Here is a 14,127-nt window from a genome sequence, read left to right on the forward strand (position 1 = left end):
GTGATCACTGAGGGCTCTATTCGCTGAGGGACATGGCGGCAACGGCACGCGAAATGCGCTCGAGCACCACATCCAGCGAATCGCCGATGTGGGTGTGCAAGAGCTGCTGAGCCAGCGTGAGGTCGTCGGCGAGAACCGCGTCGAGGATGCCGAGGTGCTCGCTGATCGTGGTCTCGATGCGGTTGTTGATCATGAAGTCGTACATGCGCACATGCCGGATCCGGGAGTTCACCGCCACCAGGGCGCGCACCATCTCGGCATTGCCCGCCGCGGTCAGCAGCGCGACGTGGAATTCCTCGTCGACGACGACGAAACCCGGCTCCTGGGCGGGCGGGTCGGCCTGTAGAGCCAGCCATTTCTCCTGTTCGGTGCGCAGCAGCGCCGCGTCGTGGGTGAGCCGCGGATCCACCCGCACCCGCGTCATCCCACCCAGCTCCAGGGTCAGCCGCAGCTCGTAGAGATCGCGAATGCGCGCCACACTCGGCCGCACCGGACTGAACCCGAACTCCTCACGCTGCAACAGCCCGTCCGAGCAGAGCATCGTGAGCGCCTCCCGAACCGGCGTGCGGGAGATCCCGAACCTGGTCGACAGTTTCGGTTCGGTGAGTCGCTCCCCGAACCGGATGTCGCCGTTCATCAACTCCCCCCGCAACGTCGAATACACGACGTCACGCAACGGCCGTCCCGAGCCATCGCCCGGTGCATCCACCCTTGTCGACATGGGTGTATACGCTATCGACCGCGAATTTCTATCAAGTGACAGAAAGTAAGCGCCACGTTATCCCTTGCTCACACCGGCACCCTCACCACGCCGAGCCTCGCGAAGGGAGAACTTCTCAACCAACCCCGAACACGCAGGCAACCCCACCCGCCACGCGGACGCCCACACTCGAACCACGAGCCCACCGCCGCGCTCCCACTCCGCTCACCCCGGAAGGGCGACCCCATGAGCCCCACCATCCTGGCCCTCATCCTCGGCCTGATCTTCCTCACGGCCATCACCATCTGCTGGCCGAACCCCCTCGACCGCAAACCCCCACAGACAAGCGAAGAGCCCCTGACCAGTGAACTGATCAGGGGCTCTTCTGTGTCTCAACCAACACGTCGGGGTGACAGGATTTGAACCTGCGACCTCTTCGTCCCGAACGAAGCGCGCTACCAAGCTGCGCCACACCCCGTGAGGCGAACCTGAAGTAGCTTACAACGTGGGGTCGTGAAACGTTAAATTGGCTGGTCAGGTGGGGGTTAGTCGAGGGATCTGATGGTGCTGAAGATGCGCTTGGCCGCTGCGACGTCGATGGCGCCGGGGACGCCGGTGTCGGCGATCATGACCATGACGAAGCTGCCGTCCTTGGCGCCTTTGAAGGCGTAGGTGTAGACGGAGTAGGTGGCGGCGCAGCCGGGTTTGGGGGCGGGGACGGTGCCGGTGGTCTCGGTGAACATGCCCTCGGTTCTGCCGTCGATCGACTTCAGAGGCTGGGCGGGGCCGGGGGTGCCCTTGGAGCCCTGGTAGGCGAGGGGGGCGGCCTTGGTGCCGAGTTCGGCGCCCGCCGCGGCGTTGTCGGCGTTCTTGGAACCGGTGAGCAGCGACATGGTGCGGGTGGAGTTGGGGCAGTAGTCGCGGCCGTCGGAGGCGTAGCCCTTGCCGATCACGGAGTCACCGGGCGGTTCGCCGACGCCGCCGATGGTGGTTTCGGTAGCGACTTTCCAGCCTGCCGGGACGTCGTAGGCGGCACCACGGTCGGGGGAGGCGACGACCTGGTAGCCCTCGATGAGGGGTTTGCGGTTCGACGCGGCACCCGTGGGGGCGGGGGTGGTCGTGCTGGGTTCGGACTTGCTCGACGAGGTCGGCTTGGGAGTGGTGGACAGGGCGCTGACCATCGACGGGGTGGCGCCGGCGTTGGTGGTCGGTGCGTCGTCGCCGCGAGTCAGCGCGACCGCGGTGATGGTGCCGCCGACCAGGAGAAGCGCCGCGACACCTGCCGCGGCCCAGATCGCCGCCTTGTTTCCGGATTTCTGACCGGGCGGGAAGGGCTGGCCGTAGGACTGGACGCCGCGGTGGTCCAGCGGGGGGACTTCGCCGTATTGCTGCGGCGCGGGCTGCTGCCAGCTCGGCGCGCCGACCCTGGTCGGATCGGCATGTCCCGCCTGTGTGCCCCACTGCTGCTGACCAGGCTGTTGCGGATCAGCCGCACCCCAAGCTTGCGGGCTACCCGCGGCGGGGGCACCCCACTGCTGGCCGGGAGGCACCCACTGGCCCGCAGGCTGGTGTCCGGCAGGATTCATGCCCGGTTGCGGACCCCCGGGGTGCCACTGCTGGCCCGGAGGATGTTGTCCCGCCGGGGGATTCATGCCGGGCTGCCATGGCTGATTCGAACCCGGCTGGCCCACAGGCGGATTCGCGCCCGGCCAAGGTGCGCCCGGCTGACGGAGCTGGGTCGGGTCGCCCTGCCCCGGCGGTGGACCCTGTTGTCCCGCAGGAGGATTACCGGAATCCTGCCAATCCTGCGGACCCGCGGGAGCCCACGAGGTGGGCTCGGGGAGCCCGGGCGGTGGGCCGGAGCCGTCCCAGCGCAGCGTTGGCGGCAGGCCGGTGCTGCCCGGCGTCCAGACCGCGGTGGGGTCGGGTGTGCCCGGATTCGGTTGTCCCGCAGCCGGATCCGGTGAACCGGGCCGCTGCCACTGCTGGTCGGGCTGGTTCGGTGCGCCGGGCCCGCCGGATACGGTCGGGTCGTCGGGTCCACTGCTCACGGTCGTCTCCTGATGACACCTCAATGACAAATGTCGTTCGGAGCCAGACCCTAGCGGGCGACGGCCTCCGAGGTCGAAATGCCGAAGCCGGTGTCGGCGGAGGGCCGCTTGGGCTGGGCGCCGACCAATGTCAGCAGCGTGGCTTCGGGTCGGCAGCAGAAGCGGTAGGGCGCCCACGGTGAGGTGCCGATGCCCGCCGAGACGTGCAGCTGGGTGTGCTCGCCCCACTGGGAGGCGCCCTTCACGCGGGACTTGTCGATGCCGCAGTTGGTGACCAGCGCGCCGTAACCGGGAACGACCAGCTGCCCACCGTGGGTGTGACCGGCCAGCACCAGGTCGTAGCCGTCTTCGGCGAAACGATCGAGCACGCGCGGCTCGGGCGAGTGCGTGACACCGATGCTGAGCTGCGCCAGCTGGTTCGGTGCGCCCGCGACGGTGTCGTAGCGGTCGCGCTGCAGGTGCGGGTCGTCGACGCCGGCACTGGCGATGCGGATACCCGCCACTTCGAGGTCGCGCCGGGTGTGGGTCAGGTCGAGCCAGCCGCGTTCGGTGAATGCCGCGCGCAGGTCCTTCCACGGCAGCGGATCACCGTAGACGCGACGGTGATCTTTCTTGAAATACTTCAGCGGATTCTTCGGCACCGGCGCGAAATAGTCATTCGAACCAAACACGAACAAGCCAGGTCGAGCCAGCAGCGCACCGAGAGATTGCACCACGGCGGGCACGGCCTTGGGATGGGAAAGATTGTCGCCGGTATTCACGACCAGGTCGGGTTCGAGCCGGTCGAGTTCGCGCAGCCACTGTTGTTTGAGCTGCTGGCCCGGCATCATGTGCAGGTCACTGACGTGCAGAATGCGCAACGTCGGCGAACCGGGCGCGAGCACCGGCATCGTGGCTTCACGCAGGACGAACGCGTTCCGTTCGATCAGCGTGGCGTAGCCGATGCCTGCGACGGCGGCCCCGGCGGCTCCCAACGCGGTTCGGCGGACAGCGGACGTCGAGATAACGGGCATTTGCCCAGCATAGGCGACCCCCTCCCGGATCGGCGCGTGTGTTTCCGCACAAACGGTCTGGAATTTCCGTCGCGACGAAAATGTGATGGGACTCCACAGGGTGAACGACTACGGTAAACCGCATGTCGGAACTGAAAGCCAAGCTGCGCGCGGATATGACCACCGCGATGAAAGCCAAGGACAAACTGCGTCTCGCGACCCTGCGGATGCTGCTCGCCGCTATCCAGACTTCCGAGGTCTCCGGTACGGAGGCACACGAACTCTCCGATACCGATGTCGTGTCGCTGTTGCAGAAGGAAGCGAAGAAGCGCAACGAAGCGGCGGTGATCTACGAGCAGAACGGTCGCGGTGAACTGGCCGCGAACGAGCGCGCCGAAGAACAGATCATCGAGGAGTACCTGCCGACTCAGCTCGACGACGCCGAGGTGGCGGAGGTCGCCGATACCGCGATCGCCCAGGTCGCCGAGGAGCTCGGTGCGCGCCCCGGGATGAAGCAGATGGGCCAGGTCATGAAGGCCGCCACCGCGCTGGCAGGCGGCAAGGCCGACGGTTCGCGAATCTCCGCCGCGGTCAAAGCCCGGCTCTGAAACGAACAAGGCCGCCGTCCGAATCGGACGGCGGCCTTATCCGTGTGACTAGCGCGGCACCGGAATGGGGATCGGTGGCAGGCGCGGAATCTGCGGCAGCCCCGGAATCACCGGTGCGGGCGCGGCGGGCGGGGGAGTCGTCGGCGGGGGTACGCGGACAGTCCCGTCACTGATGTAGATCGTGACCACCGAGCCCGGAATGGCCGAGCCGTTCGGGGAACTGCCCATCACGGTGCCCTTGGCCTGCGAACCGGCCCCCGTCACCGCGGAGACCTGGAAGCCGGCACCGGACAGGATCGAGGTGGCCTCGCCCTGCGACTTGCCCGCGACATCGGGGACCTGGGAGTTGTTCGCGCCGCGGACGTACTTGTCGTCCAGCGGCGGCAGCGCGGCAGGCGGATATCGGTCCATCAGCGGCTTGATGGCGTTGAACCAGGTGCGGGCCGGTTCATTACCGCCGAACAGGCCGGACGCATCGCTGGCGCCACAGTTGCGCAGCGGGAACGAGCAGATCTCGCCGGGGGTCGGGCTGTCGCCGTAGACGTAGACCGACGATGCCAGCGAGTTGGTGAAGCCGAGGAACGCCGAGGAACGGTGGCTCTCGGTGGTGCCCGTCTTGCCCGACATCGGCGCCGCCCAACCCGCGGCACGCGCCGCGCCCGCGGCGGTACCGCTGATGTCGTCCTTGCTCATCGCGTTGGCGAGGGTGTTGGCCAGGCCGGGGTCGACCACTTGCTCGCAGGCCTGCTGGGTGAGCGGAACGGTCTTGCCGCTGCGGTCGAGGACTTCCTTGATCGGCGAGGGCGGGCACCACTTGCCGCCCGAGCCCAGTGTGGCGGCCACGTTCGTCAGCTCGAGCGGGTTGATCGAGAACGGGCCGAGGGTGAACGAGCCCATGTTGTTGTTCTTGATGTGGTCGGCCAGGCTCGAGTTGCCGTGGCCGGAGGTGCCGGGTTCGGTGTATGCCCGCATGCCGAGGCGCACAGCCATATCCACGGCGGCCTCGACGCCGACGTCCTGGATCATTTTCACGAAGGTGGTGTTGGGCGAAGTGGCGAGCGCGTCGGTCACCGACATCGATCCCGGGTAGTTGCCCGCGTTCTTGACGCACCACGAGTCGGCCGGGCAGCCCGGCGAGTTCGAGTAGCCCATGCCCCTTGCTGCGTAGGTACCGGGGACATCCACCTGGGCGGCGATTCCGAGGCCCTTCTCCATCGCGGCGGCGGTGGTGAACAGCTTGAAGATCGAGCCGGCGCCGTCACCGGCCAGCGAGTACGGCTGGCCGAGCAGCGTCTCGTTCGCGTCGCGGTTGAGGCCGTATGTGCGGCTCGACGCCATCGCGAGAACGGGGTGCGAATCCTGACCGGGCGCGACCACCGACATGACCTCGGCGATGTTGTCGAGGTTGGGGTCGGCTTGCTCGTTCACCGAACGCTTCACCGATTCCTGCAGGACCGGATCGAGGGTGGTCTTGATCAGGTAGCCGCCCTTGTCGATCTGTTCGCGACTGATCCCGGCCTCGGCCAGGTATTGCAGCGCGTAGTCGCAGAAGAAGCCTTTGTCGTTGGCCGAGATGCACCCGCGCGGCAGACCCTTGGGCTCGGGCAGCACACCGAGCGGTTCGGCCTTGGCCTTGCGGAACTCCTCGGCGCGGTGCGGGATGTTCTGGATCAGCGTGTCGAGCACGGTGTTGCGGCGGTCGGTGACGCCGTTCACGTTGGTGTAGGGGTTCAGCTTGGAGCTGGACTGCACCATGCCCGCCAGCATCGACGCCTGGGTGATGTTGAGCTGGGCCGCGTCGATGCCGAAGTAGGTCTGGGCGGCGTCCTGGACGCCGTAGGAACCGTTGCCGAAGGGCACCAGGTTCAGGTAGCGGGTGAGGATCTCGTCCTTGGACAGTTCGCGGTCCAGCGTGAGCGCCATCCGGATCTCGCGCAGCTTGCGCGCCGGTGTGGTCTCGATCGCGGCGCGGCGTTCGGCGTCGGTCTTGGCGACCACGAGCAGGTTGAAGTTCTTCACGTACTGCTGGTCCAGGGTCGACGCGCCCTGCTGCACCGCACCGGAGGAGGTGTTGGTGAGGAACGCGCGCAGCGTGCCCTGCCAGTCCACGCCCTTGTGGTCGGCGAAGCGTTTGTCCTCGATGGACACGATCGCCAGCTTCATGTTGTTGGAGATGCGATCGCTGGGCACCTCGAAGCGGCGTTGCTCGTAGAGCCACGCCATGGGCGACCCGTTCGCGTCGACCATGGTCGAAACGGCGGGGACGGTGCCCTCCACCAGTTCGGCTGAGACATTGTCGACGGCATCGGCGGCGCGGTTGGAGATGAACCCGAATCCACCGGCCAAGGGGAACAACAGCCCAGCGACAAGCACGGCGGCCAGCGCGCAGCTGCCGGCCAGCCTCGCGAGCGTTTGAGTGATCGGCACCAGCCCAGACTAAGGGGTGGCGTGGCGAGGTTCACTGCTGTGCTGCTCGATGGGGAATGTCCGGGCGGTGCCAGGGGGGTTGCTCGGGCGTGTCAACAAAATGATCACATCGGCGTGTCGCGACCGGCCACGCCGGTGAACAGCACTACTGCGCCGTTCTGGCCGGATTTGAATGGACGCCCGTACCAAAAAATCAGGGGGCGGTCTTGCGTAACCGCCATACCTTTACCTAGATTGAGAACCCAGTGTGATAGAGCTAACACTCAAAGTGGAATGTGGTGCGGGACGCAGCGGTAGTTGGGTTGCTGTGATCCGCGCTCGCGATTCTGGAGCGCCGCACAACGGTGTTCGGACTGCAAAGGGGCACATCAAATGCACATCACAACCCCCATCGCTCGACTGGATGTAGAGCAGGCCGAGGCAAGGATCGCTTGGGTTGCCCAGGCGCGATGCAAGGAAGTGGACCCTGATCAGCTGTTCGTTCGCGGTGCGGCCCAGCGCAAGGCGGCAACGATCTGCCGTCACTGCCCGGTGCTGATGCAGTGCGGTGCTGATGCGCTCGACAACCGGGTCGAGTTCGGTGTGTGGGGCGGGATGACCGAGCGGCAGCGGCGTGCGCTGCTCAAACAGCATCCCGACGTGACGTCGTGGGCCGAATTCTTCAACGCCCAGCGGCAGCACCAGGTGGCTATCTAGCAGACGAGACCGGACCGTTATCACAAACGGCGCCGAGACCGCGTGGTTTGCGGAATCGGCGCCGTTCGTGAGTGTTACCGGATTGTGAGCTATAGCGGATTTGTCTGAATCGATCAGGCCGAAGCCGGGGTACCTGTCAGCTGATCGGCGACCGCGCGCAGTGCTTCGAGGTCCGAGACCTCGAAGGGCAGCGCCGTCACCGAGACGATCTGCACGCGCGGATGCGCACCGGTGAAGCGATGCAGCAGCCGCCGCTCCCGCGCTGCCGTCGACACCCGGTCCGCGTGGATGCGCAGCACCGAGGCAGTCAGCGGGTCCGAATCGGCCAGCTGGTCCGACGCGGTCAGCGCGTGATCACCGGACAGCTCCGAGAGCGCGGGGTGCGTCCGGTTCAGCACCAGACCGGCCAGCGGCATCTTCTCGGTCGAGAGCCGGTCGACGAAGAACGACGCCTCGCGCAGCGCGTCCGGCTCGGGCGCGGCGACCACCAGGAAGTGGGTGCCCGGCCGGGACAGCATCGCGAAGGTGCGTTCGGCCCGGTCCTGGAACCCACCGAACAGCGATTCCAGCGATTGCAGGAACGTCGAGGCGTCCTTGAGCATCTGCCCGCCGACGATGGTCGACACCCCGCGCATCGCCAGGCTCATCGCCCCGGTGACGAATCGGCCGACACCGCGCCCCGGCGCCATGATCAACCGGATCATCTTGCCGTTGAGGAACGTGCCGAGCCGCTTGGGCGCGTCGAGGAAATCCAGCGCGTTGCGCGAGGGCGGAGTGTCGACCACGATCAGGTCCCACTCCTTGCGCGCGGCCAGCTGGCCGAGCTTCTCCATCGCCATGTACTCCTGCGTGCCACCGAACGAGGACGCCACCGTCTGATAGATCGGATTGGCGAAGATCTGCTCGGCCTTGTCGGCGCTGGTGTGCTCGAGCACCATGTCGTCGAAGGTGCGGCGCATGTTCAGCATCATCGCGTGCAGCTCGCCGGGCACCTCGGGCTGGAGTTCCACGCGCTGCGGGGTGTTGTCCAGCTCGGCCACGCCGAGCGACTGCGCCAGCCTGCGCGCCGGATCGATGGTCAGCACCACCACCTTGCGGCCCGATTCCGCCGCTCGCAGCGCGATCGAGGCCGCGGTGGTGGTCTTGCCGACCCCGCCGGACCCGCAGCACACGATCACCTTGGCGTTCGGATCGGCGATGATCTTCGAAACGTCCAATAAGGGCGGGGTGGAAACGTGCTCGCTCATCGGACTCCCTGCGCGGATAGCTGTTCGGCCAGTTCGTAGAGGCCACCGAGGTCGATGCCGTCGCCGAGGGCGGGCAGCGACAGCTGGGGGACATCGATCTGCGCCAGTTCGGCGGCGCTCGCGTTCTGCGCGGTGAGCACGATCGCGTGATCGACCGTTTCGGCGATCAGGCCGTCGAAGTCGGATTCGGACAGGGTGATCCCGGCCTTCGCCAGGCCTGCGGCGATGGCGGCGGTGTCGAGCTCGCCCGCCACGGCCGTGTCGCGCACCGCGGGGGTGAGTTCGGCGGTGGCCGCCCGGTTGACGATCACCGTGCCGATCCGCAGATCGTCGGCGGTGAGTTCGGCGATCGCGTCGGCGGTCTCCTGCACCGGCAGCGCCTCGAGCAGCGTCACCAGGTGGATCATCGTCTGATCGGAGTGCAGCAGATTGGACACGCCCTCGGCCTGCGAGGCGATCGGGCCGCCCTTGGCGATCTCGGCCATGGCCGTGGTGACGTCGAGGAACCCGGCGATCCGGCCGGTCGGCGGCGCGTCGACGACGATGTCGTCATAGGCGGGCTTGCCGTCCTTGCCGGTGCGAACCACGCATTCTTTGATCTTGCCGGTGAGGATCACATCGCGCAGACCAGGCGCGATGGTGGTGACGAACTCGATGGCGCCCATCCGGCGCATCGCCCGGCCCGCGAAGCCGAGGTTGTAGAACATGTCGAGGTATTCGAGGAACGCGTACTCGATGTCCAGTGCCAGCGCCGTCACTTCGCCGCCGCCGTCGGCGCTGGCGATATGGGTCTCGGTGGGCGGCAACGGTGGCCGGTCGAACAATTGCGCGATGGACTGGCGACTCTCGACCTCGACCAGCAGCACTTTGCGTCCCCCCGCGGCGAGCGCGAGTGCGAGTGCGGCCGAAACGGTCGACTTGCCGGTGCCTCCCTTGCCGGTCACGTAGTGCAAGCGGGCCTTGGCCGCGCGCTGTGGCCATCCGGTCGACGGTCCGGGAACCGACGAAACCGGCTCTGCTGTTGGTGCTCCCACGTCGCCGAGCCTATAACCCGTTTCTCTCACGTGTTCGGGGTGAGCCCTAAACTCTCCCCATGAGTGAAGTCACCCGTTGGGAGTACGCGACCGTGCCGCTGTTGACGCACGCGACCAAGCAGATCCTCGATCAGTGGGGTTCCGATGGCTGGGAACTGGTTTCGGTGCTGCCCGGACCGACCGGCGAACAGCATGTCGCCTACCTGAAGCGGCAGAAGTAGCCGTGGCCACCGCGTGGAAGGACGCGCTCGACCGGCTCGGTGTCACGCTGCCGCCGGTCGCCGCGCCTGTCGCGGCCTACATCCCCGCCGTGCGCACCGGTTCGCTGGTGTACACCTCCGGCCAGCTGCCCTTCGTCGACGGTGAATTGTCGGCGGTCGGCAAGGTCGGGGCCGAGGTGGATGTGGAGCAGGCCAAGGAGGCGGCCCGGCTGTGCGCGCTGAACGCGCTCGCGGCCGTGCACGATCTGGTCGGGCTCGACCAGGTGGTGCGGATCGTGAAGGTCGTCGGATTCGTCGCCTCGGCGCCGGGATTCAGCGATCAGCCGATCGTGATCAACGGCGCGTCGGAGTTCCTGGGTGAGGTGTTCGGCGAGGCGGGCGTGCACGCGCGCTCGGCGGTCGGCGTCTCGGAACTGCCCAAGAACACGCCCGTCGAGGTGGAATTGATCGTCGAGGTTAGTTAGGCAGCCGCCATGGCACTGGAACATCCCGCGTACAGCCAGGTCAGACAGGTCACCCCGACGGCATCGGTACTACTGGCCGACAATCCCGGTCAGATGACGCTCGACGGCACCAACACCTGGCTGCTGCGCGGTCCGGACAGTGACTCCTACGTGGTCGTCGACCCGGGACCGAAGGACAAGAAACACACCGCCGACATCGTCGAGGCCACCGGCGGCCGGATCGCGCTGACCCTGATCACCCATCACCATCACGATCACACCGGCGGTATCGATCACCTGGTGAAGGCCACCGGGACGCCGGTGCGTTCGGTGGATCCGGCGTATCTGCGCGGTGCGGTCGTGCCGTTGGCCGACGGCGAGGTCATCGAGGCCGCCGGCCTGCGGATCACGGTGCTCGGCACGCCGGGACACACCACCGATTCGGTGAGCCTGCTGCTCGACGACGCGGTGCTCACCGGTGACACGGTCCTCGGCCGTGGCACCACCGTGCTCGAATCAGCTCCCGGCGCGCTGGCAAGCTTTCTCGCGTCGCTGGAGAAGCTGCGTGAGCTGGGTGCGGGCAAGGCGTTGCTGCCCGCGCACGGGCCCGATCATCCCGACGTGGCGCCGGTCGCGCAGTACTACCTCGACCATCGGCGCGAGCGGCTCGACCAGGTGCGGGCCGCGCTGGTCGAACTGGGTTCCGACGCGGGCGCTTTCGCGGTGGTCCGCAAGGTGTACGCCGATGTGGACAAGCGGCTGTGGCCCGCCGCGCGCAGTTCCGTGCGCGCGCAGCTGGAATACCTGCGGGCCGAACAGAACTGAACCCACTCGATCGCCGACGCGTTTGCTCCGTCGGCGATCGAGCTATGTCCGGGGTAGAACACAGATGTCCCGGCACGACGAAACCGCGATGGTGTGGACGAGGCCCTCTCCTCGTGAGCCCACACACATACGCGGCCCCGCTGTACCGGGACGACTTCGTGTTCGAACGTCAGCGAGCGCGACGTGCCAGACGCTCGGAATCCGAGATCAGCACGCTCTTGCCCTCGAGGCGCAGCCACCCGCGATGAGCGAAGTCGGCGAGCGCCTTGTTGACGGTTTCCCGGGAAGCACCGACCAGCTGGGCGATCTCTTCCTGGGTCAGGTCGTGGGTCACGCGCAGCGCGCCCGCTTCCTGGGTGCCGAAACGCTGTGCGAGCTGCAGCAGCGCCTTGGCGACGCGACCTGGCACGTCGGTGAAGATCAGGTCGGCGAGGTTGTTGTTGGTGCGGCGAAGGCGTCGTGCCAGCACGCGCAGCAGCTGCTCAGCGATCTCGGGGCGCTGATCGATCCACGACTTGAGAGCGTCGCGGTCCATCGTCACGGCGCGGACCTCGGTGACCGTGGTTGCGGTCGAGGTACGCGGGCCCGGGTCGAAGATCGACAGTTCACCGAACATGTCGGACGGACCCATGATGGTCAGCAGGTTCTCCCTGCCGTCCGGGGACCGTCGGCCGATCTTCACCTTGCCCGTCGTGATGATGTACAGCCGATCGCCGGGTTCGCCCTCGTTGAAGATGACGTGGCCGCGCGGAAAATCTACGGGCTGCAGCTGCTTGGCGAGCGCGGCCACCGCGGTGGGCTCGACGCCTTGGAAGATGCCTGCTCTGGCGAGGGCCTCGTCCACGAATGTGCTCCTTATGGGATATGGCTTGCGAACCTGGTCGAGCGAATCGACCAACCGCGCAGTCTACGCGGCATTCCGGCACCGCAGTGACAGACACCACGTAAAGAGTGGATTGCGCTCTGTGAATCGATCGTTTAGCTCGCCCGGGCAACGTCCATTTCGGAGGTTCGGGAACGGCGCTTGCGCACGCGCGCCACGGCGGCGGGCAGGCCGAGCTTCGTCAGCTCTTTCACTTCGGCGTTGCTGGCGCTGTCCAGGTACTGCTGAACCTCTTCGTCGGGTTCGAGAAGCTTTCGGAGCCGATTCTCGACCCGCTCCATCCCCAGCGCGAACAGCATCAACAGCACTGGGAAGAGCACCACAGCGAGTCCTTGCATGACTGGCAGTAAACACGGTCCAGGTCTCAGATGGAACACAGCGGGCAAACTGGCCGGGCAATGTTGTCGTAGCGGTTCCGTATGGTGAAGCAGTGCCCGTTTCCCCTGCCCCAGCCGCCGCCGGCGATGCCGATCCGGCAGCGGTCACGGCTGCCGTACCCGCCGGAATTTCGGCCGCCCGTAAGCGCAAGAACCGTGCGATAGCTGCGGAAACGCGGATCGGACTTGTCCGGCGCGCCCGCCGGATCAACCGCACGCTCGCCGAGGCGTTCCCCGGCGCGCACTGCGAGCTCGACTTCACCACGCCACTGGAACTGGCCGTCGCAACGATCCTGTCCGCCCAGTGCACCGACGTCCGGGTGAACCTCACCACTCCGGCGCTGTTCGCGAAGTACCGCAGTGCCTACGACTACGCGCAGGCCAACCGGGTGGAGCTGGAGGAATACATCAGGGCCACCGGCTTCTACCGGAACAAGACCAGTTCGCTGATCGGCCTCGGCCAGGCGCTGGTCGAAAAATACGACGGTGAGTTGCCTCACACTCTGGACGAATTGGTGAAATTGCCGGGGATCGGGCGCAAGACCGCCAACGTCATCCTCGGCAACGCGTTCGAGGTGCCCGGCATCACCGTCGACACGCACTTCGGTCGGCTGGTGCGCCGCTGGCAGTGGACCGACGAAGAAGATCCGGTCAAGGTCGAGCACGCGGTCGGCGCGCTGTTCGAGCGCAAGGACTGGACGATGCTCTCGCACCGGGTGATCTTCCAGGGGCGCCGGGTGTGTCATGCGCGCAAACCGGCCTGCGGCGCGTGCGTGCTCGCCGACGACTGCCCGTCGTTCGGGCTCGGTCCGACCGATCCGGCGGTGGCCGCGGAGTTGGTGAAGGGCCCGGAGCGCGAACACCTGCTGAACATGGTCGGCCTGTGAGCGAACCTTCGCTGCTGCGGCGGCCCGCGTTGCGCTGGGTGCTCGCCGCGGTGATCTTGGTCGCCGCGGCCACGGTGGCGCTGTGGCCGCGTGAGGGTTCCGAGATCACCGGCAGTGTTTCGCAGACAACGCGGCAGACCTCGGGCGTGTCGGCCGAGGAACGAGCAGCAGCGGAACTCGCACCCTGCCCGGCAACGCAAGCATCTGTGTCCGGCCCACAGCCGACCGCGCAGGGATCACCGCAGACAACGCAGGCGCGAGCGGCTGGGTCGGGACCGTTGGCAGAACTTCAGCTGACCTGCCTGGCCGATGGCAAGCCGACCGATCTGGCCGCCGCGCTGGCGGGAAAGCCCGCACTGCTCAATCTGTGGGCGTACTGGTGTGGCCCCTGCGCCACCGAGTTGCCCCACCTGCAGGAATTCGCGCAGCGGGCGGGCTCGGCACTCACGGTCATGACCGTGCACAGCGATCCCGACGAGGCGAAGGCACTGTCTCGGCTGAGCGGGCTCGGCATCACTCTGCCCGGTGTCGAGGATCCGCAGGCCGCCGTGCGCAGTGCGGTCGGTGCGCCCGCGGTACTGCCCGTTTCGGTGCTCGTGCGGGCCGACGGCACCATCGCGAGTGTGGAGGTGCGTACCTTTGCCGACGTGGCCGACATCGCGGATACGGTATCCGCGAAGCTCGGGGTCACGGTATGACAGAGGACGTAACAGTGGCGTGCGGATCGAAGGCGATG

The 14,127-nt window shown here is 66.9% G+C and carries 15 protein-coding genes and 1 tRNA gene; 7 read left to right on the forward strand and 9 right to left on the reverse strand.

Translation table 11 applies throughout. The features are described from left to right. Positions 1–16: 16 nt before the first annotated feature. From ACFWPX_RS32950 to ACFWPX_RS32965, 4 genes are all read right to left on the reverse strand, one after another. The gene (locus tag ACFWPX_RS32950; RefSeq protein ID WP_378918614.1) at positions 17–721 is read right to left on the reverse strand and encodes a GntR family transcriptional regulator; all 705 of its coding nucleotides are present in this window, start codon (positions 719–721) and stop codon (positions 17–19) included. A 383-nt stretch (positions 722–1,104) separates the two neighbouring features. Next, positions 1,105–1,178 (reverse strand) — tRNA-Pro (locus ACFWPX_RS32955). Between the two features lie 67 nt (positions 1,179–1,245). Then, positions 1,246–2,751 carry a hypothetical protein gene (locus tag ACFWPX_RS32960; protein ID WP_378932016.1) on the reverse strand — a complete coding sequence of 502 codons (1,506 nt, stop codon included), beginning with the start codon at positions 2,749–2,751 and terminating at the stop codon, positions 1,246–1,248. Positions 2,752–2,801: 50 nt separating this feature from the next. After that, complete coding sequence (locus ACFWPX_RS32965) at positions 2,802–3,764, reverse strand: metallophosphoesterase (protein WP_101464816.1); 963 nt, start codon at positions 3,762–3,764, stop codon at positions 2,802–2,804. 122 nt (positions 3,765–3,886) lie between these two features. Between ACFWPX_RS32965 and ACFWPX_RS32970 the strand changes: the two genes are divergently transcribed. Next, positions 3,887–4,351 (forward strand): GatB/YqeY domain-containing protein, encoded by a 465-nt coding sequence (locus tag ACFWPX_RS32970; protein ID WP_378918610.1) that lies wholly within the window; start codon positions 3,887–3,889, stop codon positions 4,349–4,351. Positions 4,352–4,399: 48 nt separating this feature from the next. Here the strand turns inward: ACFWPX_RS32970 and ACFWPX_RS32975 are convergent, their stop codons facing one another. Beyond that, positions 4,400–6,778 (reverse strand): penicillin-binding protein, encoded by a 2,379-nt coding sequence (locus ACFWPX_RS32975; RefSeq protein WP_378932018.1) that lies wholly within the window; start codon positions 6,776–6,778, stop codon positions 4,400–4,402. Positions 6,779–7,150: 372 nt separating this feature from the next. Between ACFWPX_RS32975 and ACFWPX_RS32980 the strand changes: the two genes are divergently transcribed. Beyond that, on the forward strand, positions 7,151–7,474 hold the full coding sequence (locus ACFWPX_RS32980) for a WhiB family transcriptional regulator (RefSeq protein ID WP_056821932.1): 324 nt from the start codon (positions 7,151–7,153) through the stop codon (positions 7,472–7,474). A 113-nt stretch (positions 7,475–7,587) separates the two neighbouring features. On the opposite strand, the gene ACFWPX_RS32985 is transcribed toward ACFWPX_RS32980, so the two are convergent. Both ACFWPX_RS32985 and ACFWPX_RS32990 read right to left on the reverse strand, forming a co-directional pair. Next, complete coding sequence (locus ACFWPX_RS32985) at positions 7,588–8,721, reverse strand: ArsA family ATPase (protein ID WP_378932020.1); 1,134 nt, start codon at positions 8,719–8,721, stop codon at positions 7,588–7,590. Then, complete coding sequence (locus ACFWPX_RS32990; protein WP_378932022.1) at positions 8,718–9,755, reverse strand: ArsA family ATPase; 1,038 nt, start codon at positions 9,753–9,755, stop codon at positions 8,718–8,720. Before ACFWPX_RS32990 ends, ACFWPX_RS32985 begins: the two co-directional genes overlap by 4 nt. A gap of 59 nt (positions 9,756–9,814) precedes the next feature. Between ACFWPX_RS32990 and ACFWPX_RS32995 the strand changes: the two genes are divergently transcribed. From ACFWPX_RS32995 to ACFWPX_RS33005, 3 genes are read left to right on the forward strand one after another with little or no spacing between them, the layout of a single operon-like run. After that, complete coding sequence (locus ACFWPX_RS32995; protein WP_266297640.1) at positions 9,815–9,976, forward strand: DUF4177 domain-containing protein; 162 nt, start codon at positions 9,815–9,817, stop codon at positions 9,974–9,976. A gap of 2 nt (positions 9,977–9,978) precedes the next feature. Further along, entirely contained in the window at positions 9,979–10,440 is a 462-nt protein-coding gene (locus ACFWPX_RS33000) for a RidA family protein (protein WP_378918602.1), read from the forward strand. A gap of 9 nt (positions 10,441–10,449) precedes the next feature. Further along, the gene (locus ACFWPX_RS33005; protein ID WP_378918600.1) at positions 10,450–11,244 is read left to right on the forward strand and encodes an MBL fold metallo-hydrolase; all 795 of its coding nucleotides are present in this window, start codon (positions 10,450–10,452) and stop codon (positions 11,242–11,244) included. A 169-nt stretch (positions 11,245–11,413) separates the two neighbouring features. On the opposite strand, the gene ACFWPX_RS33010 is transcribed toward ACFWPX_RS33005, so the two are convergent. Both ACFWPX_RS33010 and ACFWPX_RS33015 read right to left on the reverse strand, forming a co-directional pair. Beyond that, positions 11,414–12,088 carry a Crp/Fnr family transcriptional regulator gene (locus tag ACFWPX_RS33010; RefSeq protein ID WP_040703546.1) on the reverse strand — a complete coding sequence of 225 codons (675 nt, stop codon included), beginning with the start codon at positions 12,086–12,088 and terminating at the stop codon, positions 11,414–11,416. Positions 12,089–12,222: 134 nt separating this feature from the next. After that, positions 12,223–12,465, reverse strand: a complete 243-nt coding sequence (locus tag ACFWPX_RS33015; protein ID WP_378918598.1) for a hypothetical protein — start codon at positions 12,463–12,465, stop codon at positions 12,223–12,225. A gap of 167 nt (positions 12,466–12,632) precedes the next feature. Here ACFWPX_RS33015 and nth point away from each other — a divergent pair, with 167 nt between their 5' ends. Together nth and ACFWPX_RS33025 are read left to right on the forward strand one after the other, a co-directional pair. Further along, complete coding sequence (gene nth, locus ACFWPX_RS33020; protein ID WP_378932072.1) at positions 12,633–13,391, forward strand: endonuclease III; 759 nt, start codon at positions 12,633–12,635, stop codon at positions 13,389–13,391. Beyond that, a complete protein-coding gene (locus tag ACFWPX_RS33025) occupies positions 13,388–14,089 on the forward strand; it encodes a TlpA family protein disulfide reductase (protein ID WP_378932024.1) in 702 nt (233 codons plus the stop codon). The genes nth and ACFWPX_RS33025 overlap by 4 nt, the downstream gene beginning before the upstream one ends. Positions 14,090–14,127 lie beyond the last annotated feature (38 nt).

The sequence above is a fragment of the Nocardia sp. NPDC058518 genome (assembly GCF_042719655.1).
Lineage (GTDB): Bacteria > Actinomycetota > Actinomycetes > Mycobacteriales > Mycobacteriaceae > Nocardia.

Bases quoted from the DNA above. Each gene is read 5' to 3' on its own strand.
- ACFWPX_RS32965 (WP_101464816.1), bottom strand. From the start codon at position 3,764: ATGCCCGTTATCTCGACGTCCGCTGTCCGCCGAACCGCGTTGGGAGCC.
- ACFWPX_RS32985 (WP_378932020.1), bottom strand. From the start codon at position 8,721: ATGAGCGAGCACGTTTCCACCCCGCCCTTATTGGACGTTTCGAAGATC.
- ACFWPX_RS33015 (WP_378918598.1), bottom strand. From the start codon at position 12,465: ATGCAAGGACTCGCTGTGGTGCTCTTCCCAGTGCTGTTGATGCTGTTC.
- ACFWPX_RS32980 (WP_056821932.1), top strand. From the start codon at position 7,151: ATGCACATCACAACCCCCATCGCTCGACTGGATGTAGAGCAGGCCGAG.
- ACFWPX_RS33005 (WP_378918600.1), top strand. From the start codon at position 10,450: ATGGCACTGGAACATCCCGCGTACAGCCAGGTCAGACAGGTCACCCCG.
- ACFWPX_RS32950 (WP_378918614.1), bottom strand. From the start codon at position 721: ATGTCGACAAGGGTGGATGCACCGGGCGATGGCTCGGGACGGCCGTTG.
- ACFWPX_RS32995 (WP_266297640.1), top strand. From the start codon at position 9,815: ATGAGTGAAGTCACCCGTTGGGAGTACGCGACCGTGCCGCTGTTGACG.
- ACFWPX_RS32970 (WP_378918610.1), top strand. From the start codon at position 3,887: ATGTCGGAACTGAAAGCCAAGCTGCGCGCGGATATGACCACCGCGATG.